Raw genomic sequence first — 24909 nt, 5'->3', positions numbered from 1 at the left:
TCAATGTCCGCCGACAGGAGATTGTGGATTGCCCGTTGTGGTCCGAATGACTCGCTCGACACCAGACGCCGTCATTTCCTGAGACAGCTGGCGGCGGCCGGCCTGGCGGCCGGTGCGCCGGCATTTCCGGCGACGGCGCAAACCGGGCCGGATTCCCCGACGGCCGGAAGAAATCCGGCTTCGCTGGCGGAGACGCTGGCCCACTATGCGACCGAACTGCGGTACGAGGATCTTCCCGAAGATGTCGTACGCATCGCCAAGCGCAGCATTCTCGATACAATTGGCTGCGCATTCGGCGGCTACGCGGCGGGACCGAGCAAGATTGCCATCAAGCTTGCGAGCGACGTCAGTTCAAAGCAGGCCGCGACTGTCTTAATCGGCGGCACCAAAACGAGTCCCGAGCTGGCGGTTTTCGCCAACGGCGTCATGATCCGATACCTGGATTTCAACGACGCCTTCGTCAGTCTTACCCACGGCGCCGGGCATCCGAGCGACACCATCGCGGCGCTGCTGACCTCGGCCGAACTCGCCGCGCGCAGCGGCCGCGATCTCGTCACAGCCACCGTGCTCGCCTACGAAGTGTTCTGCAAGATCGCCGATGTCTTCGACTATCTCGGCAACGGCATCGACCATTCGACCATCACCGGCATCGCGGCCGTGGTTGGCGCCGGGCGCCTGATGGGGCTGACGGCGCCGCAAATGGTCCACGCGATCGGGATCACCGTCGGTGGCAACACCGCGACCCGACAGGGCCGCGCCGACGAGCTGTCGAACTGGAAGGCCTTCGCGGCGGCCGACGCCTCCCGCAAGGCGATCTTTGCCGTGCAACTCGCACAAAACGGAATGACGGGCCCGGGCCAGATATTCGAGGGACGCTATGGCTTCTTCAAGGTGATGGGCCGCCAGCCGGTCGAACCGCCGCAGCTTGGCGAGCCGTTCGGCATCCGGCGCGCCTTCACCAAACGCTTTCCGCTTGGCCAGTTCTCACAAACCGTCGCCCAGGCGGCCGTGGAAGCGCGGCCGTTTTTCAAAGACCCGGACGACATCCAGGAGGTCAACGTCCACGTCTCGCACTCCGCGATCAAGATCATGGCTGACGGACCGGACAAGTGGCGGCCGCAGACGCACGAAACCGCCGATCACAGCATCCCCTATGCGGCGGGCATCGTGCTGATGTACGGCAAGATCGAGCCCGAATACTACGAGGACCCCTATCTGCACGACCCCCACCTGCTCGACCTCGTCAGCCGTATCAAAATCCTGCCGTCGGATGAAGCCGACAGGACGGAGCGGGAATTCAATCTGTGCGAGCTGGAAGTCGTCCTCAAATCGGGCACGCGAAAGACGGTCCGCGTCGAATACCATCGCGGGCACTTCAAGAATCCGATGACCGACGCCGAAATGGAAGAGAAGTTTCGGCTGATGGCGCAGAAGCACCTTGGCGCCGATCGCGTCGACAATCTGCTGCGCCTTTTGTGGGGAATCGAGAGTGTACCGCAGGCGAATGCCCTCATCGCCGCGACCCTGGTTTGATCGCCAGCGCCGGAATACGACGATCAGGCCGCCGTCCGCTCGAACAACTGCCGGATCAGCGTCGTGATCCGTCCCTCCGGCGCCATCATCTCCTGCATGATGGTGAAATGGTTGGCGCCGGGAATTTCCTCATAGGTCACCGGCAATCCATACCGGGCGCGGTGACCGGCAAAATCCGCGGTCTGCTTGCGCAGCAACGGCAATTCCGCGCTGCCGACCACCAGCGACAACGGTTTTGGCGGGCCGCCCGCCTGCGTCATCGGCGAGTTGCGGTGCGACATCGGCCCATCGAGCCTGAGCTTGACGTTGAGATAGCTGTGCCGGATCGGATCGAGATCGTAGATGCCCGATATCGCCATCCCCGCTTTCACGTGCGGATGCGACAGCGCCATCGAGGTGAGATGGCCGCCGGCGGACCAGCCGGATACCACGATGCCGTCTTTGGCCGCGCCAAGCGCAGGCAATTGTTTTGCCAGAAAGTCGATGCCGGCATGGATCTCGGCCACGATCTCGTCCAGCGTCGCGTCCGGCGCCAGCGTGTAGCCGATCAGCGCGACATTGATGCCGTGCGCCATCGGGCCCTCGGCCACGATCGTAAAGACCTCCTTGGCCCGCGTCTGCCAATAGCCGCCATGGATGAACAGCAGCGTCGGCGCTTTGTCGCCCGCCTTTAAAAAGTCGATCCGGTTTCGCTCGCGCGGGCCATACCGGAGGTCGATGTGATCGGGGTAGCGCTTGCGCATCTCGGCGGAACGCCGTTCCCAGCCGGCGACCATGGCGACGCTTTCGGGCACCGCAACGCCGTTATTGAAGCCGCGGTCGCGCTCCTCCTGACTCATGGTGCGCCAATCCAGCGCAGCGAACGTCGTCGTCATGCTTGGGTCTCCGATTCGAACCACAACTTGAGCACGTTTCCTCTTTTCCTGAAAATGTTCTACAGCACCATCGGTGACCTCAAGGCGGGACGCATGGGAGAGACGCGAGTGGCTGATCAAGACTTGGTGAAGGAAACGGCGTGTACCATCGTTGGCAAACTGAACGCGGGCGAAATCACCCCGCTCGATCTGCTCGACGTGCTGGAAAAACGGATTACCGAAGTCGATGGCAAGGTCAATGCCCTGCCGACGCTGTGCTTCGATCGCGCCCGCAGCCACGCCAAAGCCCTGATGAAGAAGCCGGCCGGCGAACGCGGCCTGCTCGCGGGCCTGCCGGTGCCGATCAAGGATCTGACCGCGGTCGCCGGCGTGCTCACCACGCAGGGTTCGCCGATCTATAAGGACAATATCCCCGCGCGCTCCGATGTTCTGGTCGAGCATCTCGAGAATAATGGCGGCGTGATCTACGCCAAGTCGAACACCCCGGAATTCGGCGCCGGCGCCAACACTTTCAACGAAGTGTTCGGCGCGACCCGCAATCCCTGGGACACTTCGCGCTCCGCCGCGGGCTCCTCGGGCGGTGCTGCGGTGGCGCTCGCGACCGGCATGGCCTGGCTCGCCCACGGCTCCGACATGGGCGGTTCGCTGCGTAATCCCGCGAGTTTCTGCGGCATCGTCGGTCTGCGCCCGAGTATCGGCCGTGTCGCGCACACGCCAAAATTCGGGATCAACCGCACCCTCGGCGTCCAGGGACCGATGGCGCGCAATGTCGAGGATCTCGCACTGCTGCTTGACGCGATGAGCGGCGAGCACGCGGCCGATCCGCTGTCCCTGCCAGCGCTGCCGAATTCGTTTCTTTCCGCCGCGCGATCCGGCGGCAGGCCGAAGCGGATCGCCTTTTCGCCGGATCTCGGCATCACGCCGGTCGATCCCGAAGTCAAAGCGGTCACCCGCAAGGCCGCCGAACGCTTTGCCGAAGCCGGCGCGATCGTCGAGGAGGCGCATCCAGACCTCAGCGAAGCGCATGAATGCTTCCACGTGCTGCGCGCGTTCGACTTTGCGATCAGCAAGGCCGAGCTCCTGCGCACCAAGCGCGACCAGCTCAAGCCGGAAGTAATCTGGAATATCGAGGAAGGCCTCAAGCTGACGGTCGAGCAGCTCGAGCGCGCCGAAGCGCAGCGCGTCGCCATGACCGCACGCACGCTCGAATTCTTCCATACCTACGATCTGCTGCTGACGCCCGCGACCATCGTGGCGCCGTTCCCGGTTGAAAACCGCTACGTCGCCGAATGCGCCGGCAAGAAATTCGACAATTATGTCGAGTGGCTCGGTATCGTCTATGCGATCACGCTGGCGTGCTGCCCGGCGCTTTCGCTGCCCTGCGGCTTTACTGCGAGCGGCCTGCCGGTCGGGTTGCAGATGGTGGCGCCGCCGCGCGGCGAGGCGCAACTTCTCGCAGGCGCCAGGGCGCTGGAGGACATTCTCGGCGTGCGTGGCACGACGCCGATCGATCCGAGGGCGCCGAAATAGACCGCGGGACCGCGCCTTGAACGCTGGCGAATGGCGCTTGCGCGGCTATAATCCCGTCACGAAAATTCAAGGCGCGCGCAACGCGTGCCGCTGAGGGAACGCCGGCCATGTCGGGAAAACTGAAAATCCGCGTCGATCAGGACAAGTGTCAGGGACATGCGCGCTGCAAGGCGCTGGCGCCCGAATTGTTCGATCTCGACGAATTCGGCAACGCCCACGAGGTCGGCGACGGTTCCGTTCCCGCAGGGCTGGAAGACAAGGCGTGGCTGGCCCAGACCAATTGCCCGGAGATCGCCATCGCGGTCACCGAGGAATAGCCCGATCCCGAAGGCCATCCCATGACAGAACAAGCGGTCAAGCCCGCGGCCGATCATCTCGACATCGCCGACGTCGAGCGCCGGATCAAGGCGATCTTCATCGGCTCAGTCGGCAATCTCGTCGAATGGTATGACTTCTACGCCTATACGGCGTTCGCGTTGTATTTCGCGCCGGCGTTCTTTCCGAACAGCGATCCGGTGGTGCAGCAGCTCAACGCCGCCGTGCTGTTCGCCGCCACCTTCCTGATGCGGCCGCTCGGCGGCTGGCTGTTCGGCTTCATCGCCGACCGTTATGGCAGGCGGCTGTCGCTGACGCTGTCGGTGGTCTGCATGTGCTTCGGTTCGCTGATCATCGCGGTGACACCGACCTATGCCTCGATCGGCATCCTCGCGCCGGCCATTCTGGCGCTGGCCCGCGTCATCGAGGGCCTGAGCCTGGGTGGCGAATACGGCGCCAGCGCCACCTATCTCAGCGAGGTCGCCGATGCCAACCATCGCGGTTTCTATTCCAGCTTCCAGTACGTCACCCTGATCGGCGGCCAGCTCACCGCGATCATCGTGCTATTGTTGCTGCAGAAGGTGTTCCTGACGCCAGACGAACTGAGGGCCTGGGGCTGGCGGATTCCCTTCGTGATCGGCGCTTTCCTTGCGATCTTTGCCGCCGTGATGCGGCGCAACCTGCACGAGACCGAGGCGTTCGAGGAAGCGAAGAAGGTCAGCAAACCGACCGGTTCGATCGCCGGCCTTTTGAACTATCCGCGGGAACTTCTGCTGGTGGTCGGCCTCACCGCCGGCGGCACCGCGGCGTTCTATACCTTCACCACCTATATGCAGACGTTTGTAAAGTTGTCGGTCGGGTTGACCGAAGACCAGACCACTTTTGTCATCTTCGGCTCGCTGATCTTCGCGACCATCCTGCAGCCGCTCTATGGCGCGTTGTCCGACCGCATCGGCCGCAAGCCGCTGCTGATCTTCTTCGGCGTCGCCGGCACACTGTCGACGATCCCGATCCTGACCACGCTGAAGGAGACCAAGTCGCCCTTCATCGCATTCCTGCTGATTTGCACCGCCTGGATCTTCGTCGCCGGCTACACCTCGATCAACGCCATCGTGAAGGCCGAATTGTTTCCGACCAATGTCCGTGCGCTCGGCGTCGGCCTGCCCTATGCGATCACGGTGTCCCTGTTCGGCGGCACCGCGCCCGCGGTCGCGCTGTACTTCAAGAGTCTCGGCCATGAGGACTGGTTCTATTACTACCTCTCGGGCATGATCTTTCTGTCGCTGCTGATCTATGCAACGATGCGCGATACCAAACATGAATCGGCGATGCATCGCCACGAATGACTGGTCCCGGCATGACCGACGACAACGAGCCGCCGCCCGAGAGCAAGCTGACGCGCAGCAAGGAACGCTGGGCGCGCGAGGGACGCTTCCTCACCGGAAAGATCTCGCGTCCCGAAGACCAGCGCCTGCCGCCCGGACAGCATCTGACGAAGGATTGGCCGACGCTCGATCTCGGCTTGACGCCGAACATCTCGCGCGAGCGCTGGCGGCTCGACGTTTACGGCGCGGTCGAACAGCCGATCTTCTGGGATTTTAATCAGTTCACGGCGCAGCCCCAGACGAAATTCCTCTCCGACATCCACTGCGTCACGACCTGGTCGCGCTACGACAATCAATGGGAAGGCCTCGCCACGCGCGATCTGCTGATGGCCTGCGAGCCCCGCGACGAGGCACGCTTCGTGGTGCTGCATTCCCATGACGGCTACATCACCAATCTTTCGCTGGAAGACTTTGCCGCCGAGGACGCCCTGCTCGCGCATAGCTGGTCCGGCCAGCCGCTGGAGCAGGAGCACGGCGGCCCGGTGCGCCTCGTCGTGCCGCATCTCTATTTCTGGAAGAGCGCCAAATGGCTGGAGAGCATCGAATTCCGTGGCGAGGACGCGCCGGGCTATTGGGAAGTGCGCGGCTATCACAACCGCGGCGATCCCTGGAAGGAAGAGCGATATTCCGGGGATTGATTTCTTCACCTCTCCCATCGGGAGAGGTCGACGCAAAGCGTCAGGCGAGGGGTTATCCACTATCGGTAGACCTTAACCCCTCACCCGGATTTCTCGCTTCGCTCAAAATCCGACCTCTCCCATCGGGAGAGGTAAAAAGACCACCATCATGGAGGCCACCGTGCCAACTGAACGTTTCCAATTCACCGGCGAAGGCGGCCACCAACTCGCCGCCGCACTCGATCTGCCCGAGCGCAAGCCTACCGCCTACGCGCTGTTCGCGCATTGCTTCACCTGCGGCAAGGACGTGCTGGCGGCGAAGCGGATCGCGACCGCGCTGGCGGCCAGGGGAATAGCGGTGCTGCGGTTCGATTTCACCGGCCTCGGCTCCAGCGAAGGCGATTTCGCCAATTCGACCTTCTCCTCCAACGTCGCCGACCTCGTCCGCGCCGCCGATCATTTGCGCGAGACCCGGCAGGCGCCGACGATCCTGATCGGGCACAGCCTCGGCGGCGCCGCGATCCTGGCCGCGGCTGGACAAGTTCCGGAAGCCAGGGCGGTGGTCACGATCGCAGCCCCCTCCGATCCCGCGCATGTCACCAATTTTTTCAAAGATCGCATCGAGGACATCCGCAAGCACGGCGAGGTCGAAGTCGCACTCGCCGGCCGGCCGTTCCGCATCAAGCGCGAATTCCTAGACGACATCGCCGAGCACGGCCTGATGGCGCATGTCGCGAAACTGCACAAGGCGCTGCTGATCATGCATTCGCCGACCGACGATACCGTCGGGATCGACAATGCCACGCAGATCTTCGTCGCGGCAAAACATCCCAAGAGTTTTGTCTCACTGGCGGGCGCGGATCATCTGCTAAGCGGCAAGCGCGATGCCGCCTATGTCGCCGGTGTCATCACCGCCTGGTCCGAACGCTACATCGGTGCTGCGGCGAGCGAGCCCGCGGCCGATCGCAGCGAAGCGCCGCGCCATGTCGTGGTGCGCGAAACCCGCGCCAGCAAGTTCCAGCAAACCGTCACCATGGGCCCGCACCGGATGCTGGCCGACGAACCCACAGCCGCCGGTGGTCAGGATAGCGGCCCCGGGCCATATGATTTCGTGCTCGCGGGCCTCGGCGCCTGCACCTCGATGACCATGCGGATGTATGCCGACCGCAAATCGCTGCCGCTCGAGCGCGTCACGGTGACGCTCCAGCACAGCAAGATCCATGCGGAAGATTGCGCCGAATGCGAAACCAAGGTGGGGATGCTCGACCAGATCGACCGCGTGATCGCAATCGAAGGCGCGCTCGACGCCGATCAGCGCCAACGGCTGATGGAGATCGCCGACAAGTGCCCGGTGCATCGCACCCTGACGTCGGAGGTACGTATTGTGACCAAGGCTGCGGATTGACGAACAATTGGGCGGGCTTGTTTCTTCACCTCTCCCCGCGAAGAGCGGGGCGAGGGAGAAGAAATCTAGCTAGGCCGCGGCCAGCGGCCGGACGCGGAGCGCGCCGCGCAGGCCAATGGCGGTGCCCGCCAAAATTCCGGCGACCGCAACGAATGACGCCAGCGACAGCGTCGAGAGCCCCGTCAGCCCCTGCCCGACCGAGCAGCCGAGCGCCATGACGCCGCCGGCGCCCATCAGCGCCGCGCCGCCGGCGGAGCGCAGCATATGACGCGGCGATTGATAACCTTCGAGATGAAAGCGGCCGGTGGCCAGTGCCGTCGCCAGACTGCCGGCAAACACGCCGAACACCGTGACGATGCCGAAATTCAGCGTCGATCCCGTCGACAGCATGACATATTGCAGCGCGTCCGCGATCGGCGCGATGAAGGTGAGCGATGTCACCGGCGTCGGATTGAAATCGTCGGCGCCGAGATAGCCGGTCGCGTACCAGCCGGCGGCGACGAGAACGCCGACGATAAGGCCGGCGGCGATCTGGCCCCATGATTTCCGGAACGGCTCATGCGCGAAAGCAAAGATGATCAGCGCCGCGCTCAGGACCGAAGCGGCGATCATGCGCGAGGGTATCTCGCCGAGCCCGACGGCCGACAGCAGCGCCGGCACCGAGGTCAGCTTCGCCGTCGCCTGCGACGCCTGCACCATCGCGATGCGCGCCGGCGCGATCAGGCCCTTCAGCGTCATCTCCGCGAAAATGCCGAGCACGATCACCACGACAGAGGAACGCAGATTGCCGCGGCCGAGCAGCACCAGCGCCCGCGAGCCGCAGCCGTTCGACATCACCATGCCGTAGCCGAACAATAGCCCGCCGAGGAACATCACCGGCGCCGAGAATGACGGCTGCAGATAGATCGACTTGCCGAGATCGACCAGACCGCGTGCCGCGAAAAGCTGCGAGGCCGCAATCGCAACCCCGATCGCCAGCGCATAGGTGCGGACCAGCCGGCCGTCGCCCTCCGCCCACAGGCCGCGCAGGCTGCTCATCATGCAAAAGCCCGAAAGCAGCCCGACCGCGCCATAGATCAGGCCGATCACGAGGCCGGCGAGGACGACGATGTTGGCGGCGAAGTCCATAACTTGCTTTCTCCGAAAGAACGGGAAACCCGGTCGATAGCACGCCTCTCACCATCCGTCATTGCGAGGAGCCACCGGGTCCCGCCTCTGGCGGGCCCGATGATAAACTCCGCGACGAAGCAATCCATACTTTGTTTGCGGCCTTGTGGATTGCTTCGCGGAGTTTATCATCGGGCGCGCATTCGCGCGACCCAGTGGCTCGCAATGACGGTTAATCTACTACGGCCGCAGGATGACGCGGTCGCGCGACGAGCCCGCGACTGCGATGAACGCTGCCTTGGCCTGCTCCAGCGGATAGATCGCGGCAGGCTTGATCGGAAACGGTTTCAGATGCCCGCCGGCGAAGCCGGGGCCGAGCTCGCGCAGCACCGCGCCGGTCGCGATCGACGACAGGCCGAGCGTGTCGATGCCGACATAGGTGTGCTGGCCGCGATAGAATTCCAGAATGTTGAACTGCACGATGCGGTCGACCGCGGCGATCAGGATCTGGCGTCCGCGCAAGGCGAGCGATTGATGCGCGGCCTGGAAATAGGGATCGCCGACAGTATTGAACACGATATCGGCGCCCTTGCCGCCGGTGAGCTCACGGACCCGCGTCGCGACATCAGTCGCCGAGGCGTCGATGACGTCGACCTTGGAATTCGTGTGGCCTTCATAGGGCTCGTTTTTGCGCACCACGCCGATCACGCGCGCGCCGTGCCAGCTCGCGATCTGCACCGTCGCCTGACCGACCTTGCCGTTGACGCCCATCACCAGCACGGTCTCGCCCGGCTTCGGAACGCCGGCGCGGCGGAGGCCCTCCATGGCGGTGACGAAGGGAACGCCGATGCCTGCGGCCTGCTCCCACGATAGACCCGCAGGCTTTTCGACCACCGCATCGGCCTCGACCACGAGATGCGTCGCATGGGTTCCGTCACGGCGGATGCCGAGATCGCCGGAGGAGCCGAACATTTCGCGCCCGATCCAGCCCGCCGGGCCGTCGACCACGACCCCCGCATAATCGCGGCCGGGCGTGCGGGGAAATATCGCATAGGCCATCAGCCCGGTGGCGGCCTTGACGTCCGACGGATTGACCGCCGCCGCCTTGACCTCGATCAGCAGCTCATTGACGCCGCGCGACAAGGCGCGGCTCTCGACCGCCGGCGCCAGCGAAACGGCATTGTCCGCCTTCGCCAACAGCCGGACGCAACGCGCCTCGATCGAGTGGCCAACTGGTTTGGGAGCCGGATTCATCGACATTTCATCATCTGATAGGCCTGCGCGCGAGTTGACGCCCAGAGATTCTTACGATCATGGCGCCTTTGCTCCATGACTAACGGACTGATCGCTTAGTTCAAGAGGCTTGTTTCAACAAGCCCAGTCGGCATCGGGGAACGGCATCGGCTAGAGCCTTGACAAAACGATTATCAATCCGTCCGCAGCCGGTCGCTTCTAAGGATGCGGTGATCTGCGCGCGGAAAGTTGCCGCAGCGCTGCGAAATCACCTCGCACAAAGGCTTCTTTCTTTGCCCGACTCCACTTCTTGAGCTTGCGCTCATTCTCGATCGCATCAGTGATCCGGTCAAACCATTGCGAGAATACCAACGTTACCGGCCGACGAGTTACGGTATAGCCGCCGAACGTCCCGGCGTTGTGCTGTGCAATCCTCATCTCGAGTGCCGTCCGCGTTATTCCGATGTAAAAGCTTCCGTCAGCACATCGAAGAATGTAGAGAAACGCGCCTTCACCCACTTCCGACCTCCTCCGATCTCCGAACCTCATCCTGAGGAGCGCAAAGCGCGTCTCGAAGGATGAAGCCACGGTCGCGGCCTCATGGTTCGAGACGCCGCTACGCGGCTCCTCACCATGAGGGTTCGAGAGCTACCGCCTTCGCCCAACTTCGATCCTCTCCGACCCCCGAACCTCATCCTGAGGAGCGCGAAGCGCGTCTCGAAGGATGAAGCCACGGTCGCGGCCTCATGGTTCGAGACGCCGCTACGCGGCTCCTCACCATGAGGGTTCGAGATTGCGCTATCCGCTGTCTCGTCTGACTTGAGAGGCAGGAGTTACCCTTTCGGCCGCTTGTCGTAAACCCGTTTCGCCTTGCCGAGCGAACGTTCCAGCGTGTCGGGCGCCACCGCCTTGATGCGCGCGGTGACGCCGATCGTGTTCTTGATGAAAGTCGCGACCTTTTCGGCCTGCCCGGCCAGACCGCTGCCGTCCCAGCTCTCGGAACGCGCTTCCGCCAGCACCGTCATTTCGTCCATTCGCCCTTCGCGCGTCAGCTCGATGACGAAATGGCCGCCGCACCAGTCGGTGGCCAGCAGCGCCTCCTCGATCTGGGTCGGGAACACGTTGACGCCGCGCAGGATGATCATGTCGTCCGACCGTCCCGTGACCTTCTCCATCCGCCGCATACCCGGCCGCGCCGTGCCCGGCAGCAGCCGCGTCAGGTCGCGGGTGCGGTAGCGGATGATCGGAAAACCTTCCTTGGTCAGCGAGGTGAACACCAGCTCGCCCTTCTCGCCGTCGGGCAGCACCACGCCGGTCTCGGGATCGATCACCTCGGGATAGAAATGATCCTCCCAGATGTGCAGGCCGTCCTTGGTCTCCACGCATTCCTGCGCGACGCCGGGGCCGATTACCTCGGAGAGGCCGTAGATGTCGGTTGCGTCCATGTCGAAGGCATGCTCGATCTCGGCGCGCATCGCGTTGGTCCAGGGTTCGGCGCCGAAGATGCCATATTTGAGCGAGGATTTGCGCGGGTCGAGGCCTTGCTTCTTGAACTCGTCGAGAATCGCCAGCATGTAGCTCGGTGTCACCGTGATGATGTCGGGCTTGAAGTCGTTGATCAGCTGCACCTGCCGCTCAGTCATGCCGCCGGAGACCGGCACCACGGTGCAGCCGAGTTTTTCGGCGCCGTAATGCGCACCCAGGCCGCCGGTGAACAGGCCATAGCCATAGGCGTTGTGCATGATCATGCCGGTGCGGCCGCCGGCGGCGCGGATCGAGCGTGCCATCACATCCGACCAGGTGTCGATATCGCCCCTGGTGTAGCCGACCACGATCGGCTTGCCGGTGGTGCCCGAAGACGCGTGGACGCGCACGAGTTTTTCGCGCGGCACCGCGAACATGTTGAACGGGTAATTGTCGCGCAAATCGGTTTTGACCGTGAATGGAAATTTGGCCAAATCCGAAAGCTGCTTGAAATCGGACGGATGCACGCCGGCCTTGTCAAAGGCCTTTTTGTAATGCGCGACGTTATCGTAGGCATGCGCCAGCGACCAGGCGAGGCGTTTGGTCTGCAACGCCATGATCTCGTCGCGCGAGGCGCGCTCGGCGTCGTCCATCTCGGCGTGGTAACCGCTTCCGCTGGATTTGAGCTTCGTCATGGCCATGGCGCGTTTCCCTAAAATCTATTTTTGTTTGGTCTCGGTATCCGCGGCCGGCAACCAGGTGCCGCCGATGCTGCGCGAATGGCCGCGAAACTCGGCAATCACAATGTCGTTCGCGGTAACGCGCACGTCGTAGATTCCGGATCGCCCGCTGCGCGAGATTTCGCGCGCGGTCGCGACCAGCAGGTCGCCGAGCTTGCCCGGCCGGATGAAGGTGATGTTACCCTCCGCGGCGACGACGCGGTCGTTATGGGTGTTACAGGCAAAGGCGAAGGCGGAATCCGCCAGCGTGAAGATGAAGCCGCCATGGGCGATGCGCTGACCGTTGACCATGTTCGGCTTGACCGTCATCGTCAGCACGGCCCGGCCGGGCGCGATCTCGATGATCTCCATGCCAAGCCCTGAGCTGGCGTCGTCCTCCTTCCACATCGCGTCCGCGCAAGCGCGCGCGAGATCGTCGGGTGAAAGCGTGGCCTTGACGTTCACTTCATACTCCCTGATCCGGGCCTGTTAACTCGGGCCTCGTGAGCTCTGCAGTCAATCTTGAGCGCCGCACCTGGGGTGTCAACGCTGGCAAAAGTCCTAGACGTGGTCGTAATCGACCACGACCTTTTTCGAGCAGGGCCGCGCCTGGCAGGTCAGGATGAAACCGGCCTTCAGCTCCCACGGTTCCAGCGAATAGTTCACTTCCATCTCGGCTTCGCCCTCGACCAGCTTGGCGCGGCAGGTCGAACACATGCCGCCCTTGCAGGCGAACGGCAGATCCATGCCGGCGCGCAACGCCGCATCGAGGATCGATTCATCCTCGGCGACCGGGACCTCGCGGCGCTTGCCGTCGATGATCAGCGAAGCCGTTGCCTTCGGCGGTGCGCCAGGCGAAACAACTTTCTTCGCACGCGGCTTGCCGCCGAACTCGGAGACGAAGCGCTCGACGTGAATTTTGTCATCGGCAATGCCGATCGCGCGGCAGGTCGTCTCGATGTCCTCGCTCATGCCGGCCGGGCCGCAGATGAAGACATGGTCGACGCTGGCCGCCGGCACCAGCGAACGCAGCAGCACCCTCACCTTGTCGCCATCGAGCCGGCCATGCAGGATCGGAATGTCCTGCTCTTCGCCCGAGATGACATGGAACAGCGAGAAGCGCTGCATGAAACGGTCTTTCAGCTCTTCCAGTTCTTCGAGGAACAGCATGCCTGAGGTCGAGCGGTTGCCGTAGAACAGGAAGAAGCGGCTGTTCGGCTCGCGCGCCAGTACGCCCTTCACGATCGAAAGGATCGGCGTGATGCCCGAGCCCGCGGCAAATCCGACATAGACCCGCGCTTGATCGGGCGCATGCGCGATGCCGAAGCGGCCGGTCGGCGTCATCACGTCGAGTTCGTCGCCGGCCTTCAATTCATCCGCGGCCCAGCTCGAGAACGCCCCGCCGTCGACCTTCTTCACGGCGATGCGCAATTCACCATCATCGGGGCCGGAGCAGATCGAATAGGACCGGCGCACTTCCTCGCCGTCCATCGTCATGCGCAGGGTCAGATATTGGCCCGGCGCGAAGCTGTAATCGTCGGCCAGCTCTCTGGGAATCGCAAATGTCAGCGACACCGCATCCGGCGCTTCGCGGCGCAGGTCGTTGACGGAAAGGCGGTGAAAACGCGGGGCTAGCGACATCAGCTTTTTCCTTCCGTCATTGCGAGGAGCAAAGCGACGAAGCAATCCATTCTTTCTTTGCGCGGAGAGATGGATTGCTTCGCTTCGCTCGCAATGACGGTCATGGACAACATGATCAGTGACACTTGAAATAGTCGAAGGGTTCGCGGCAGTTCTTGCAGCGCCACAGCGCCTTGCACGAGGTCGAGCCGAACTCGGACAGCACTTGGGTATCGACAGATCCGCATTGCGGGCACGCCACCTGCTGTTCGCCGAACAGCGCGCGGCGGCCGCTGCCGGCCTGCGGCGGCGCGATACCATATTCCCTGAGCTTGCGGCGGCCATCGTCGCTCATCCAGTCGGTGGTCCATGCCGGTGACAGCACGGTGCGGATGCTCGGCTTGCGAAAGCCTTCGCGTTCCAGCGCCAGTTCGATCTCGAGCGCGATCATGTTCATCGCCGGGCAGCCGGAATAGGTCGGTGTGATCGCGACCTCGACATGGCCGTCGCTGACTGCGACGTCCCTGAGCACGCCGAGATCGGCAATCGTCAGCACCGGGATTTCCGGATCGACCACTTGCGCAGCCGCGTTCCAGGCGCGCTGGCGCAAATCGGCGTCGCTGAGTACGGCGGCTACCATGTAGCCCCCGGAAAAGTCCGCGGCATCGATTGCAACTCGCTCAGGAGATGGCCGAGATGCTCACTGTGCCGGCCGCTGCGGCCGCCCTGCTGCATCCAGTTATTCTTGGGCAGCGCGAGCGTCGCCTCATCTACGACATCGGACACTATCTTGAGCCACTGCGCATGCAGCGTCGCGGGATCGATCGCGATGCCGGCATCGATCAGCGCGCGCTCGCTATCGTCGACCGCGAACATCTCGCCGGTAAAAGCCCAGAGATCGTCGATCGCGGTCTGCGCGCGGGTGTGGCTTTCCTCGGTACCGTCGCCGAGCCGGACCATCCATTCCGACGAATGCCGCAAGTGATACGCGCTCTCCTTCTCCGACTTTGCCGCGATCGCGGCCAGCGTCGGATCGCTCGACTTCATCATCGCGCGCCAATAGAGATCGGCGAAGGCGGCATAGAAGAATTGCCGTGCAATCGTGCGCGCAAAGTCGCCATTCGGCTGTTCCAGCAGCAACAGATTGCGGTACTGCCTGACGTCACGCAGATAGGCGAACTTGTCTTCGTCGTTGCCCTTGCCCTCGACCTTGGCGGCGTAGCTATAGAGCTCACGCGCCTGGCCGAGCAGATCGAGGCCCATATTGGCGAGCGCCATGTCCTCTTCCAGCATCGGGGCATGGCCGCACCATTCCGACAGCCGATGGCCCAGGATCAGCGCGTCGTCGGCGCGGCGCAGGGTGTAGAGCACCAGCGGGGTTTCAGAGACCTGGATCGAGGCAGTTGCCATATTAGTCACTCACTGCTTGCTCGGACCTCACCCTGAGGAGCACGCCCTTGCGCGCGTCTCGAAGGATGGCTGCGAGTCCGTGTCTTGTCTCCAGCCTTCGAGACGCTTGCTTCGCAAGCTCCTTCAGGATGAGGTCTGTAAAAATCACATATGCCCGACTTCGTCCGGCACATCGTAAAACGTCGGGTGCCGGTAGATTTTCGACTCAGCCGGCTCGAACATCATGCCTTTCTCGGCGGGATCGGAGGCCGTGATCGCGTTCGAGGGCACCACCCAGATCGACAGGCCCTCGCCGCGGCGGGTGTAGATGTCGCGCGCGGCCTGCAGCGCCAGCGTGGCGTCGGTCGCATGCAGCGAGCCGACATGCTTGTGCGCAAGGCCATTGCGGCTGCGGATAAAAACTTCCCAGAGCGGAATGTTCGGCGTCGCCATCACGGTCTCCCTCTATTCGGCGGCTTGCGCGAGCTGCCGATGCCTGCGCTTCTCGGCGTAAGCCATTGCGGCCTCGCGCACCCAGGCACCGTCGTCATGCGCCTTGCGCCTTGCTGCGAGCCGATCGCGGTTGCAAGGCCCATTGCCGGCCAGCACGGCATTGAATTCCGTCCAGTCGATCGCGCTGTATTCCCAGTTACCGCTGGCATTCTGCTTCATGCCGGGATCGGGAATCGTGAGCCCCAAAAACTGCGCCTGCGGCACGGTGGCATCGACGAATTTCTGGCGCAGCTCGTCATTGGAAAAACGCTTGATCTTCCATTTGGTCGAGGTGTCCGAGTGCTGGCTGACCTTGTCGGGCGGGCCGAACATCATCAGCACCGGCCACCACCAGCGATCCAGCGCGCTTTGCGCCATCGCTTTCTGCTCTTCGGTGCCGCGCGACAGCGTCATCATGATTTCAAAACCCTGACGCTGATGGAACGACTCTTCCTTGCAGACCCGGATCATCGCGCGCGCATAGGGACCGTAGGAGCAGCGGCACAGCGGAATCTGGTTCATGATGGCGGCGCCATCGACCAGCCAGCCGATCGCGCCGATATCGGCCCAGGTCAGCGTCGGGTAATTGAAGATCGAGGAATATTTTGCCTTGCCCGCCAGCATCAGGTCGACCAGCTCTTCGCGGGAGGTGCCGAGCGTCTCGGCCGCGGCGTAGAGATAAAGCCCGTGGCCGCATTCGTCCTGCACCTTGGCCAGCAGCGCGGCCTTGCGGCGCAGCGACGGCGCGCGGGTGATCCAGTTGCCCTCCGGCAGCATGCCGACGATTTCGGAATGGGCATGCTGGGAAATCTGCCGCGTCAGCGTCTTGCGATAGGCCGCCGGCATCCAGTCGTTCGGCTCGATGCGCTCGTCGGCATCGATGCGCGCCTGGAACTGCGCGGATCGTTCGGCGTCCTCGATCTGGCGGTCTTCGCCGTCGGACGTGTTGAGCGCCTGCGTGTACATGGCCGGGCCTCCCGAATGTTGTTGGCTTTGATATATATCAAAACTTTAAACATGCAAGATATTTTTGTAACATATTCACATCCCGTCAAACCGCCGCGCCAGTTCCGCGGCGGGCTTCGGCAACGGGCCGTTTTCGTTCGTCGCGTGGCGGTCAAGCCATTGTTCGGACTGACGAAGCAGCCCGCGATAGATCTCGCCGCAGAGCTCCCTCGCCGCCCCACCCGGCCAATCCCGGGGCAACAGCGACGTCGGCAACAGCGGATCGCGCAGCACCACGCGGCGGTAATGATGGATCAGCAGGATGCGCGCGGTGAAGGCGTCGGCCTCGGTGAGCGGCTCGCCGCGGCCGATCCAGCCGCGCAACGGCTCGAAGGTTTTCATGAACTTTTGATAGGCATCCGCAGTGCGTTGCAGCGGCCAGCTTTCACTGAGCAGACGCCTGCCGCTGTCGTCCTCGGCGGAGACTTCGAGGCGGATAGCGCCTGCTGCTTCCTCGGGAACAGCCACGCCCGACGGCGCCACCCAGACGCCCGGCAGCGGGCTGCCGAAGCCCGCGTTCTTCAAGGCCTCGCGCGACGCGTCACGGTCCTCGCCATTGCCGATCAGCAGCAGCTCGAAGCGTCCGGTCCAGTCGGACGGCGGCGGATCGTAGATATGCCTGGTGGCGGCGGCAAAGGTCTGCCGGCCCTTTTTGGCCAGCCGGTAAAAACTGTTGCGGCCGACCTTGTTGCGCTCGAGCCAGCCGTCGGTGGCGAGCCGCGACATCGCCGTGCGCACCACGCCGCTGTCGATGGCGAGCGCTTCGAAAAATTCCAGCAGCGTACCGAGCCAGACCGAGCCGCCGCGCGGCACGATGGCATCGCCGAACACGGTGATGACGATGGAGCCGGTGCGCGACGGTTCGCGCTTCAACTGGTCGACGATGCGGGCGAGCGGCGGCTGCGGCATGCGTCAACGCATACCGCGTTTTGTGGAGTAGCGACAACGCTGGATCAGAGAGGGGCCTCATGGTTCGAGACGCGCAGCATTGCCGCGCACCTCACCATGAGGGTTTGAGACCTCATCCTGAGGAGCCACGCGTAAGCGTGGCGTCTCGAAGGATGAAACGCGCGGGATTACCGGTTCGGATCGGGATAGGCGAGGCTGCGCCAGCCGCTGCGGTCGAACGGCGCCCATTTGCCCTCGGGCTGCGCCAGGCGATCGGCGACCGCAAAGACCGCGGCGGGATGATGGCCCATGCCGCAATGGCTGCTTTCGACTTCGATGCTTTCGGACATTGACGAGGTCTGTTCGCGGCAGCCTTCCCAGGCGCAGATGCCGTCGGTGCGGCTGAAGATCGCGGTGGTCGGCACCGGGGGGGTGCCGGCCAGCGATCCACCGAACCGCGCATCCTCTTCGTCGGCGCGACGGCCGCTGGCCATCTCGTAGACGCGCCAGGCGTTGGTCGCCTTCGGACCGCTTGCAAACGGACTGCCGAGCGTGATGACCGAGCGCACACGCTCCGGCATCATCTTGGCGAGCTGGCGCGCGTAGAGACCACCGAGGCTCCAGCCGACCAGCGAGACCTTGCGGCCATGGGTGTCGTTCAATTCCTGCACCAGGTCGACCATCGCGTGCTGCACGCCATGGCGCAGCCCGAGATTACGACCCTGCCGCCAGCCGCTGACGGCGTAGCCTTTGCTCTTCAGGAAACTGCGCAGCGGACGCGTCGAGGTGTCGGAGGCGACGAGGCCGGGCAATACCAGCACCGGGTGTCCGTCCCCTCTGGGCGCCAGGCTGAGAAGCGGCAAGGCCCCGAGAAACGCGCCCAACTCGGAAATGGCCCGCCCTTCCAGAAACATCAGGGTTCTGGATGGCGGGCGAAGCGTCTGCGCAGCAACGGACATCGTATCTCCTGTTCAGGCCTGGCCCCTTACGTCTCGGCAGCCGGCCAAATGTGGCAAATTAGAAGACGTCTCTTCGGTAGAATCGTTCCGCAACGCAACAACCTCACTTGAAAAGCTAGGGAACTGATTCTGCCCTTTCAAGCGGAACGCACTGCAACAATGGCCAGTAAAAACGCAGTCGTGATTAATTAGTCACAGCCACCGCAGCAGGTACTCGAGCGTGTACAACGCCAGGCCGGCAAGCCCGCCGATCAGCGAGCCGTTGAAGCGGATGTATTGCAGGTCCCGACCGATGTTGATTTCGATCAGCGAGATCAATTGCCCCATGTCCCAGGCCTTGACCTGATCGGAGATGAAGGTCGAGACGCCGCTCTTCTGCTCGGCGATCACGGTTTTGAGCACGGCCACGAGACCCTGGTTGATCTCGGCGCGCAGCTCGGCATCGCCGGCCAGCGCCTCGCCCGCCTCCGCGAACATGCGCGCCAGAATCTGCTGCAGCACCTGCGTCTCGCCCGAGGCGCTGCGTTCGATGAACGAGCGCGCGTTCGACCAGACATTGCGCGCGAGGTCGCCGAGCTCCGGCCGCGCCAGCAGATCGCGCTTCAGGCCGTCGATGCGATCGGCAAAGGCCTTATCCGTGCCAAGCCGATCGACGAACGACAGCAGCATGCGATCGAATTCACCGCGGAACGGGAGTTTTGGATCGTTGCGCACTTCCTCGAAGAAGGTGGTCGCGGAGGCCACGATCCGGTTCACCAGAAACCGGTCGGCGCGGTAGAGCTTTAAAAGCGTCGGCAATTCAGCGCGGATCTTTTCGCGGATGACGGCCATGGTTTCCGCCTGCGTCAGCGTTTGATGCATCACGCGCAGGATATCGTCGAGCAATCCCTGATGGCGGCCTTCCTGCACGAAGCCGCGCAGCGTGCCGGCGGCAAGCGGCGCGAGATCGATCGACATCAATTTCGCGGTGATGCGGCGGCTGACGAAAGTCATCAAGCCCGAACTTTCCGTCGCCGAGACCGCTTCCGGCAACAGCCGCAGCGCAAAGCGGGCGAGGTCCTCGCTGCGCTTGCGGTCGCGCAGCCAGTCGGCGATGAACGAGCCGAAGTCGATCTGGCGCAATTTGGCTTCGACGGGAGCGGCTTCGAGGAAATGCACCTCGATGAACTCGCCGAGCTTGTCGGCGATGCGGTGCTGATTGCTCTGGATGATCGCGGTGTGCGGGATCGGCAGTCCCAGGGGCCGGCGGAACAAGGCTACCACGGCGTACCAGTCGGCGAGGCCGCCGATGGTGGCGGCTTCCGCGAACGCGGCGATGAAGCCGAAGGCCGGATGCAGCGGCAGCAGCACCTTCGCGGCGACGAACAGCAACAGCGTTGCCGCCAGCACCGATGTCGCCAGCCACTTCACGCGCCGCAGTTCGGCGGCGCGTTGCGCGTCGCCGGGAGCGTCGGTGACGAAGGTGGCGGGAAGACTCATGACGGCTTTCGGATGAACGACGGCGACTTCAAGTATAGCGCGATGCACCCATCGCCGTCATTCCGGGGCGTGCGAAGCACGAACCCGGAATCTCGAGATTCCGGATCGCCGCTTCGCGTCGTGCGGAATGACGCGGATGTAATCGTCAAAAAGAAGGCCCGCCTAAGCGGGCCTTCGAAACGGCAGTTGGCAGGGGATCGCGATCAGGCGGTCTTGGTGTAGACCTTGGAGAAGTTGTCCTGCGCGGTCTTGGCACTGTCGGCGACGAGCTTGCCGAGATATTCGGTGGTGGCCTTCGCCCGCGTGACGAGAACTTCGCCGCGCGCACGGACCATGTCCGACTGGATCTGGGCGGCTTCGCTCAGCGACTTGGCCGAAGCGAGCTTGTCGATGCCGGCGAAGAACGCTTCCGCGTCCTGATAGAGCGCCTGCTGGATGTTACGGCTGATCTTGGCGGCCTCGGTGACCGAACCGGCAACAGCGGTCTCGATCGCGGCGGTCACCTTCTCGGAACCGGCATGGAGGTCGGCGGCGCGAACCTTGGCGGTCTCGGCCTGCTTTTTCACGAACTCACGGGCAGCTTCCGGAACTTCCAGGTTCTGGAGCTTGGTGAACGCCTCGGTGACGGGCGCGAAGGCTTCTTTGACGGTATTCAGCACGGAATTGGTTTCGGTGGTCATGGGGGTCTCTCCATCCTCAGGTTTGAGCTATGGGCTCACCCCGTCCGGTTTGGCCCGGGGCGAGAGGGTTGTGCCATAGTTGATGGTGCGGCGCAACATCAATGTTGCAGCGCGATATCACGAATTCGTGAACAGCCTTAACGCTGAGCGATTTGCCTAGCGAACCGGCGAAAGTTCCACTTTAGGCTAATGCTGGAGCGCCCCGGGAAGCCCATAGGCCTCCATCTGTGCCCGAACCTGCGCCACGTTGTGCCCGAGCACGACGATGTCGTGCTTCTTGCCGTCGACGTCGCGGACGTGGTCGCGCAGCAGCGCCTCGGCCTTGAAGCCGAGGCTCTCGAACAGCGCGATCGCCGCCTGCTGATCGACCGTCATCTGCACCGACAGCTTTTCCAGCCCGGCGCCGAGCGCCAGCGCAAAGGTCTCCTGCGACAGCGCCCGGCCGACGCCCTGGCCGCGGACGTCCTGCGACACCACCATCCGGATCTCGCCGACATGGGGCGACCAGGAGTGCGGATCGCGCACCAGCGTGCCGCAGCCGACCACCGCCCCCGCCTTCACCGCCAGCAGGCTTACGATCGCGCCACGCTCGATCTCGTTGACCCAGGCCGACAGTACCTTGGGCTGGCTGATATTGCGCGGCAGGAACAGCAGATCATGGCTCGGCAGTTTCTGCGCGAAGGCGAGCACGGCGGGCTCGTCGGCCCGCGCCATCAGGCGGAATTCAATCTCACCGGCATCGGTCTTGACGTGCCGCGGGTAGGAACGTGTTTCACTCATATCGATCTTCCACCTAACCAGTTGTCCAGTTTCGGCCACAGCCGCTTGATGGCGTTGGCCCCTGCAACGAGGCTGACGTGACCGCCTTTGAGCATCACCTCTTCCTTGTCGGATGAGCCGACTTTCGCGATCAGATGCTTGGCGGCGTCATAGGGCACGATGTGGTCGTGCTCGGCCACCGCGTGCAGGATCGGCACCTTGATCTTGGAAATATCCGCCGCGCGGCCGCCGACCGACATGGTGTCGTTGAACAATTTGTTGTCCCACATCAGGTCCTTGGTGATAGCGCGGAAATATTCGCCGGCCAGCGGCAGCGTATCGGTCGCCCAGCGGTCGAACATCCGGTACGATTTGACGAACTCGTCGTTCCAGATGTTCTCCCACAATTGCACCTGGCTGACCGCGCGCGAGGCCGGCCGCAGCATCTCGAACGAGGACAGGATCATTTCCGGCGGCACGTTGCCGACGCTGTCGACCAGGCGGTCGACATCGAAATAACGCCGGTCCGAGAAATTCGAGAACAGCTTCATCTCGCGGAAATCGATCGGCGTGGTGAAACAGATCAAATTCTTCATCGGTCCGTCGCTGAAGATCGAACCGTACAGCAGCGACAGCACGCCGCCGAAGCAATAGCCGATCACGGTGACATCCTGCTCGCCGGAATCCTGCTGCACGCGGCGGACGCAATCCGGAATGAAATCGAGGACGTAGTCCTCCATCCCCAGCGACTTCTCCTCCGGCTTCGGCGCGGTCCAGTCCAGCATATAGACATCGTAGCCGCGCTTGAGCAGGAACTCGATAAAGCTCTGGCCGGGCACCATGTCGAGGATGTAGCCGCGGTTGGTGGTCGCCATCACGATCAGGATCGGCACGCGATAGATTTCGTCCGCCATCGGGCGATAGTGATAGAGGTTCATGGTGCCGCGGACGGCCAGGATGTCCTTCGGCGTCGATCCCAGCGACGGCCCGGAGGAAGCGATATATTCGACGCCCTTGATGCTGCACTGGATCGCACGCTGCACCTCGGACTGGATCCGGTCCGGGATGTCAGCCAGATCGAGGCCCGCGGATCTTAGGCCAGCGCTGGCGCTCATTTCTGTTCTCCTTCCGATGGAGGACGTTTGGTGCGCGGCGGCCGCGGCGCGCCATAGCCGCCATCCGGCGCGCCGGAGTTGTTGTGCACCTGATGCAGCAGCGCCTTGATCTCGTTCAACTGGCCTTCGATCGCCTGAATCCGCTCGGCCATGCCGACGAGCTGCGCCCGGCTCGGCAGGTTCATGCTGACGAGATATTTCTCCATGAGTTCGCCAAGCTGCTTTTGCGCACCCGCCGTGACGCCGCCGACCTGATTCATCACCTTGGAGAATTCAGGCGACGCCATCGCCTTATTGGCGAAGGAGTTAAAACCCTTCTCCATCTCGCCGATCATCGTCTGCCAGATCACGGCAGGATCGTTGCCCTTGTCGACCATTGGCGCTCTCCCGGACGGTTACGAGCGCTTTGCACGCTTCGCTTGTTTCCAAGCATACCATACCGTTGCGGCGGGCTGGTCAACACCAAGTCACGGAAAGCCTTCTGCGCTGCGACAAACCGTGGCATAGAGTTTCCTCATCGCGATACCACCCAGGGGATAGCCCACCGTGAACCCGCAAGCTCATCAGCCGCCGCAGATCATCAGCGCCAACGGCATCGACATTTGCTACGAGGATTTTGGCGACCCGAGCGCAGAACCGATGCTGCTGATCATGGGGTTAGGGGCCCAGATGATCCACTGGGACGACGAGTTCTGCCGCCAGCTCGCCGCGCGCGGCTTTCGCGTCATCCGCTTCGACAATCGCGACATCGGCAAATCAGGCAAATTGAGCGGCGGCAAGCGGCTCACGCCCGTCGAACTGCTCAAGCTGCGGTTCCTGAAGATCCCGATCGCCGCGCCCTACAAGCTCATCGACATGGCCAGGGACACGACCGGGCTGATGGACGTGCTCGGCATCAAGTCGGCGCATCTGGTCGGGGCGTCAATGGGCGGCATGATCGCCCAGGAAATCGCGATCTCGTTCCCGCAGCGGGTGCGCTCACTGACCTCGATCATGTCGACCACGGGCAATCCCAAAGTGCCGCCGCCGACCCGCGAGGCCTCCGCGATGCTGATGGCGCCGCCGCCGGCCACCAGGGAAGAATATTTCGAGCGGTTTGCACAGACCTGGAAAATCCTGCGCGTCGGTTCCTTCCCGGAAGACGAGGCGCTCGATCGCTCGCGCGCCGAACGCACGTTCGAGCGCGGCCTCAATCCGGCCGGCGTCGGCCGGCAGCTCCGCGCCATCCTGGCTTCGGGCAGCCGCAAGGAACGGCTGCACGCCGTGAAGGCGCCGACACTGGTCATCCACGGCACCGTCGATCCGCTGGTCCGCCCCGAGGGCGGCAAGGACACCGCGGCCTCGATTCCCGGCGCGAAACTATTAATGGTCGAAGGCATGGGCCACGCGCTGCCGATCCCGCTGTGGCCGCAAATCATCGACGCCATCGACAAGCACGCGCATGGCGCGGCGGCGAAGGCGGCGTAGCCCAGCGGTTAATCGTTACATGCAGCACCGGCCGTGCGCGTCCAACGGAGCAGTACGATGGTGGCATCCGATAAACTATTTGCCGGTTCTATCCCGGAAATCTACGACCGGTTTCTGGTCCCGCTCATCTTCGAGCCTTACGCGCGCGATCTCGCCCGGCGGCTGGCACACTCAGCGCCGCGGAACGTGCTGGAAACGGCCGCAGGAACCGGCGTTCTGACCCGCGCGATGGCGTCGATCCTTCCTGCGGAGGCGCGCATTGTCGCAACTGACCTGAACCAACCGATGCTCGATCGGGCAGCGCTATCGTACGGGGATGGACGGATCGAGTGGCGGCAGGCCGACGCGCTTGCCCTGCCATTTACAGATCAAAGCTTTGACGCGGTGGCCTGCCAGTTCGGCGCGATGTTCTTTCCGGACAAGGTTTTGGCCTACAAAGAGGCGCGCCGGATCTTGCGGCCGGGCGGACGTTTCCTTTTCAATGTGTGGGGCCCGATCTCGGATAACGAATTCGCGGACACGGTCACGGATGCGCTCGCCGTACTGTTTCCGCAAGATCCCCCGCGCTTCATGGCCCGCACCCCGCATGGCTACCATGATGTCCAACTTATCCGACAGGAACTGGATGCTGCCGGGTTCACGGCCGTCTCGATCGACACCGTGGACCACCGCAGCAAGGCGCCCTCGCCGCGCGAGCCCGCGATTGCCTATTGCCAGGGAACGCCGCTGCGAAACGAGATCGAGGCTCGCGACGCCTCAGGCGTCGAAGCGGCGACCCGGCAGGCGACCGAAGCGTTGGCGCGCCGATTTGGCACCGGGGCCATCGAAGGCCGCATCCAGGCGTTGGTGATTACCGCCAGCCGCGGCTGATAC

The 24909-nt window shown here is 63.4% G+C and carries 26 protein-coding genes; 8 read left to right on the top strand and 18 right to left on the bottom strand.

What is annotated here, in order from left to right; all coding sequences use genetic code 11:
- Positions 1 to 3 precede the first annotated feature (3 nt).
- Positions 4 to 1533: an MmgE/PrpD family protein gene (locus V1289_RS38200; RefSeq protein ID WP_334404075.1), complete on the top strand. Its 1530-nt coding sequence runs from the start codon at positions 4 to 6 to the stop codon at positions 1531 to 1533.
- Between the two features lie 23 nt (positions 1534 to 1556).
- On the opposite strand, the gene V1289_RS38195 is transcribed toward V1289_RS38200, so the two are convergent.
- Positions 1557 to 2408 carry an alpha/beta hydrolase gene (locus V1289_RS38195; RefSeq protein ID WP_334404074.1) on the bottom strand — a complete coding sequence of 284 codons (852 nt, stop codon included), beginning with the start codon at positions 2406 to 2408 and terminating at the stop codon, positions 1557 to 1559.
- Between the two features lie 93 nt (positions 2409 to 2501).
- Between V1289_RS38195 and V1289_RS38190 the strand changes: the two genes are divergently transcribed.
- The 5 genes from V1289_RS38190 (at position 2502) to V1289_RS38170 (ending at position 7660) form a co-directional block, all read left to right on the top strand.
- Positions 2502 to 3938 carry an amidase gene (locus tag V1289_RS38190; RefSeq protein ID WP_334407826.1) on the top strand — a complete coding sequence of 479 codons (1437 nt, stop codon included), beginning with the start codon at positions 2502 to 2504 and terminating at the stop codon, positions 3936 to 3938.
- 107 nt (positions 3939 to 4045) lie between these two features.
- Positions 4046 to 4255, top strand: a complete 210-nt coding sequence (locus V1289_RS38185) for a ferredoxin (protein ID WP_309183639.1) — start codon at positions 4046 to 4048, stop codon at positions 4253 to 4255.
- A gap of 21 nt (positions 4256 to 4276) precedes the next feature.
- Positions 4277 to 5599: an MFS transporter gene (locus tag V1289_RS38180; RefSeq protein ID WP_334404072.1), complete on the top strand. Its 1323-nt coding sequence runs from the start codon at positions 4277 to 4279 to the stop codon at positions 5597 to 5599.
- Positions 5600 to 5610: 11 nt separating this feature from the next.
- Positions 5611 to 6276, top strand: coding sequence for a sulfite oxidase-like oxidoreductase (locus V1289_RS38175; protein ID WP_334404070.1), 666 nt, complete (start codon positions 5611 to 5613; stop codon positions 6274 to 6276).
- Between the two features lie 160 nt (positions 6277 to 6436).
- Positions 6437 to 7660, top strand: coding sequence for a bifunctional alpha/beta hydrolase/OsmC family protein (locus tag V1289_RS38170; protein ID WP_334404068.1), 1224 nt, complete (start codon positions 6437 to 6439; stop codon positions 7658 to 7660).
- 69 nt (positions 7661 to 7729) lie between these two features.
- On the opposite strand, the gene V1289_RS38165 is transcribed toward V1289_RS38170, so the two are convergent.
- The 17 genes from V1289_RS38165 to V1289_RS38085 all read right to left on the bottom strand — a co-directional run bounded on the left by V1289_RS38165 (position 7730) and on the right by V1289_RS38085 (position 22946).
- Positions 7730 to 8788, bottom strand: coding sequence for a YeeE/YedE family protein (locus tag V1289_RS38165; protein ID WP_334404066.1), 1059 nt, complete (start codon positions 8786 to 8788; stop codon positions 7730 to 7732).
- A gap of 219 nt (positions 8789 to 9007) precedes the next feature.
- The gene (locus V1289_RS38160) at positions 9008 to 10021 is read right to left on the bottom strand and encodes a quinone oxidoreductase family protein (protein ID WP_334404064.1); all 1014 of its coding nucleotides are present in this window, start codon (positions 10019 to 10021) and stop codon (positions 9008 to 9010) included.
- 198 nt (positions 10022 to 10219) lie between these two features.
- Positions 10220 to 10519, bottom strand: coding sequence for a GIY-YIG nuclease family protein (locus tag V1289_RS38155; RefSeq protein WP_334404062.1), 300 nt, complete (start codon positions 10517 to 10519; stop codon positions 10220 to 10222).
- Between the two features lie 314 nt (positions 10520 to 10833).
- Positions 10834 to 12165, bottom strand: a complete 1332-nt coding sequence (paaK, locus tag V1289_RS38150) for a phenylacetate--CoA ligase PaaK (protein ID WP_334404061.1) — start codon at positions 12163 to 12165, stop codon at positions 10834 to 10836.
- 18 nt (positions 12166 to 12183) lie between these two features.
- Positions 12184 to 12648 (bottom strand): hydroxyphenylacetyl-CoA thioesterase PaaI, encoded by a 465-nt coding sequence (gene paaI / locus V1289_RS38145; protein ID WP_334404059.1) that lies wholly within the window; start codon positions 12646 to 12648, stop codon positions 12184 to 12186.
- Positions 12649 to 12744: 96 nt separating this feature from the next.
- Complete coding sequence (paaE, locus tag V1289_RS38140; RefSeq protein ID WP_334404057.1) at positions 12745 to 13824, bottom strand: 1,2-phenylacetyl-CoA epoxidase subunit PaaE; 1080 nt, start codon at positions 13822 to 13824, stop codon at positions 12745 to 12747.
- A gap of 115 nt (positions 13825 to 13939) precedes the next feature.
- Entirely contained in the window at positions 13940 to 14443 is a 504-nt protein-coding gene (gene paaD / locus V1289_RS38135) for a 1,2-phenylacetyl-CoA epoxidase subunit PaaD (protein WP_334404055.1), read from the bottom strand.
- The gene (gene paaC, locus V1289_RS38130) at positions 14437 to 15213 is read right to left on the bottom strand and encodes a 1,2-phenylacetyl-CoA epoxidase subunit PaaC (RefSeq protein WP_334404053.1); all 777 of its coding nucleotides are present in this window, start codon (positions 15211 to 15213) and stop codon (positions 14437 to 14439) included. Before paaC ends, paaD begins: the two co-directional genes overlap by 7 nt.
- A 144-nt stretch (positions 15214 to 15357) precedes the next feature.
- Positions 15358 to 15645 carry a 1,2-phenylacetyl-CoA epoxidase subunit PaaB gene (paaB, locus tag V1289_RS38125; protein ID WP_074280659.1) on the bottom strand — a complete coding sequence of 96 codons (288 nt, stop codon included), beginning with the start codon at positions 15643 to 15645 and terminating at the stop codon, positions 15358 to 15360.
- A 12-nt stretch (positions 15646 to 15657) separates the two neighbouring features.
- Positions 15658 to 16650 carry a 1,2-phenylacetyl-CoA epoxidase subunit PaaA gene (gene paaA / locus V1289_RS38120; RefSeq protein WP_334404050.1) on the bottom strand — a complete coding sequence of 331 codons (993 nt, stop codon included), beginning with the start codon at positions 16648 to 16650 and terminating at the stop codon, positions 15658 to 15660.
- A 75-nt stretch (positions 16651 to 16725) separates the two neighbouring features.
- Positions 16726 to 17598 carry a phenylacetic acid degradation operon negative regulatory protein PaaX gene (gene paaX / locus V1289_RS38115; RefSeq protein WP_334404048.1) on the bottom strand — a complete coding sequence of 291 codons (873 nt, stop codon included), beginning with the start codon at positions 17596 to 17598 and terminating at the stop codon, positions 16726 to 16728.
- A gap of 167 nt (positions 17599 to 17765) precedes the next feature.
- The gene (locus tag V1289_RS38110) at positions 17766 to 18536 is read right to left on the bottom strand and encodes an esterase/lipase family protein (RefSeq protein ID WP_334404046.1); all 771 of its coding nucleotides are present in this window, start codon (positions 18534 to 18536) and stop codon (positions 17766 to 17768) included.
- A gap of 192 nt (positions 18537 to 18728) precedes the next feature.
- Positions 18729 to 20015: a DUF445 domain-containing protein gene (locus tag V1289_RS38105; protein ID WP_334404044.1), complete on the bottom strand. Its 1287-nt coding sequence runs from the start codon at positions 20013 to 20015 to the stop codon at positions 18729 to 18731.
- A 203-nt stretch (positions 20016 to 20218) separates the two neighbouring features.
- Entirely contained in the window at positions 20219 to 20695 is a 477-nt protein-coding gene (locus V1289_RS38100; protein ID WP_334404042.1) for a phasin, read from the bottom strand.
- 186 nt (positions 20696 to 20881) lie between these two features.
- Entirely contained in the window at positions 20882 to 21475 is a 594-nt protein-coding gene (locus tag V1289_RS38095) for a GNAT family N-acetyltransferase (RefSeq protein ID WP_334404040.1), read from the bottom strand.
- Complete coding sequence (locus V1289_RS38090; RefSeq protein ID WP_334404038.1) at positions 21472 to 22569, bottom strand: alpha/beta fold hydrolase; 1098 nt, start codon at positions 22567 to 22569, stop codon at positions 21472 to 21474. Before V1289_RS38090 ends, V1289_RS38095 begins: the two co-directional genes overlap by 4 nt.
- On the bottom strand, positions 22566 to 22946 hold the full coding sequence (locus tag V1289_RS38085) for a hypothetical protein (protein WP_334404037.1): 381 nt from the start codon (positions 22944 to 22946) through the stop codon (positions 22566 to 22568). The genes V1289_RS38090 and V1289_RS38085 overlap by 4 nt, the downstream gene beginning before the upstream one ends.
- A gap of 169 nt (positions 22947 to 23115) precedes the next feature.
- On the opposite strand from V1289_RS38085, the gene V1289_RS38080 reads away from it, so the two are divergent.
- Positions 23116 to 24036 carry an alpha/beta fold hydrolase gene (locus V1289_RS38080; protein ID WP_334404035.1) on the top strand — a complete coding sequence of 307 codons (921 nt, stop codon included), beginning with the start codon at positions 23116 to 23118 and terminating at the stop codon, positions 24034 to 24036.
- Between the two features lie 57 nt (positions 24037 to 24093).
- Complete coding sequence (locus V1289_RS38075; protein ID WP_334404033.1) at positions 24094 to 24906, top strand: class I SAM-dependent methyltransferase; 813 nt, start codon at positions 24094 to 24096, stop codon at positions 24904 to 24906.
- Positions 24907 to 24909 lie beyond the last annotated feature (3 nt).

This window comes from Bradyrhizobium sp. AZCC 2289, from assembly GCF_036924615.1.
Taxonomy (GTDB): domain Bacteria; phylum Pseudomonadota; class Alphaproteobacteria; order Rhizobiales; family Xanthobacteraceae; genus Bradyrhizobium.
The sequence above is the reverse complement of the archived record's forward strand: the minus strand, read 5'-3'. Positions and strand labels throughout refer to the sequence as shown.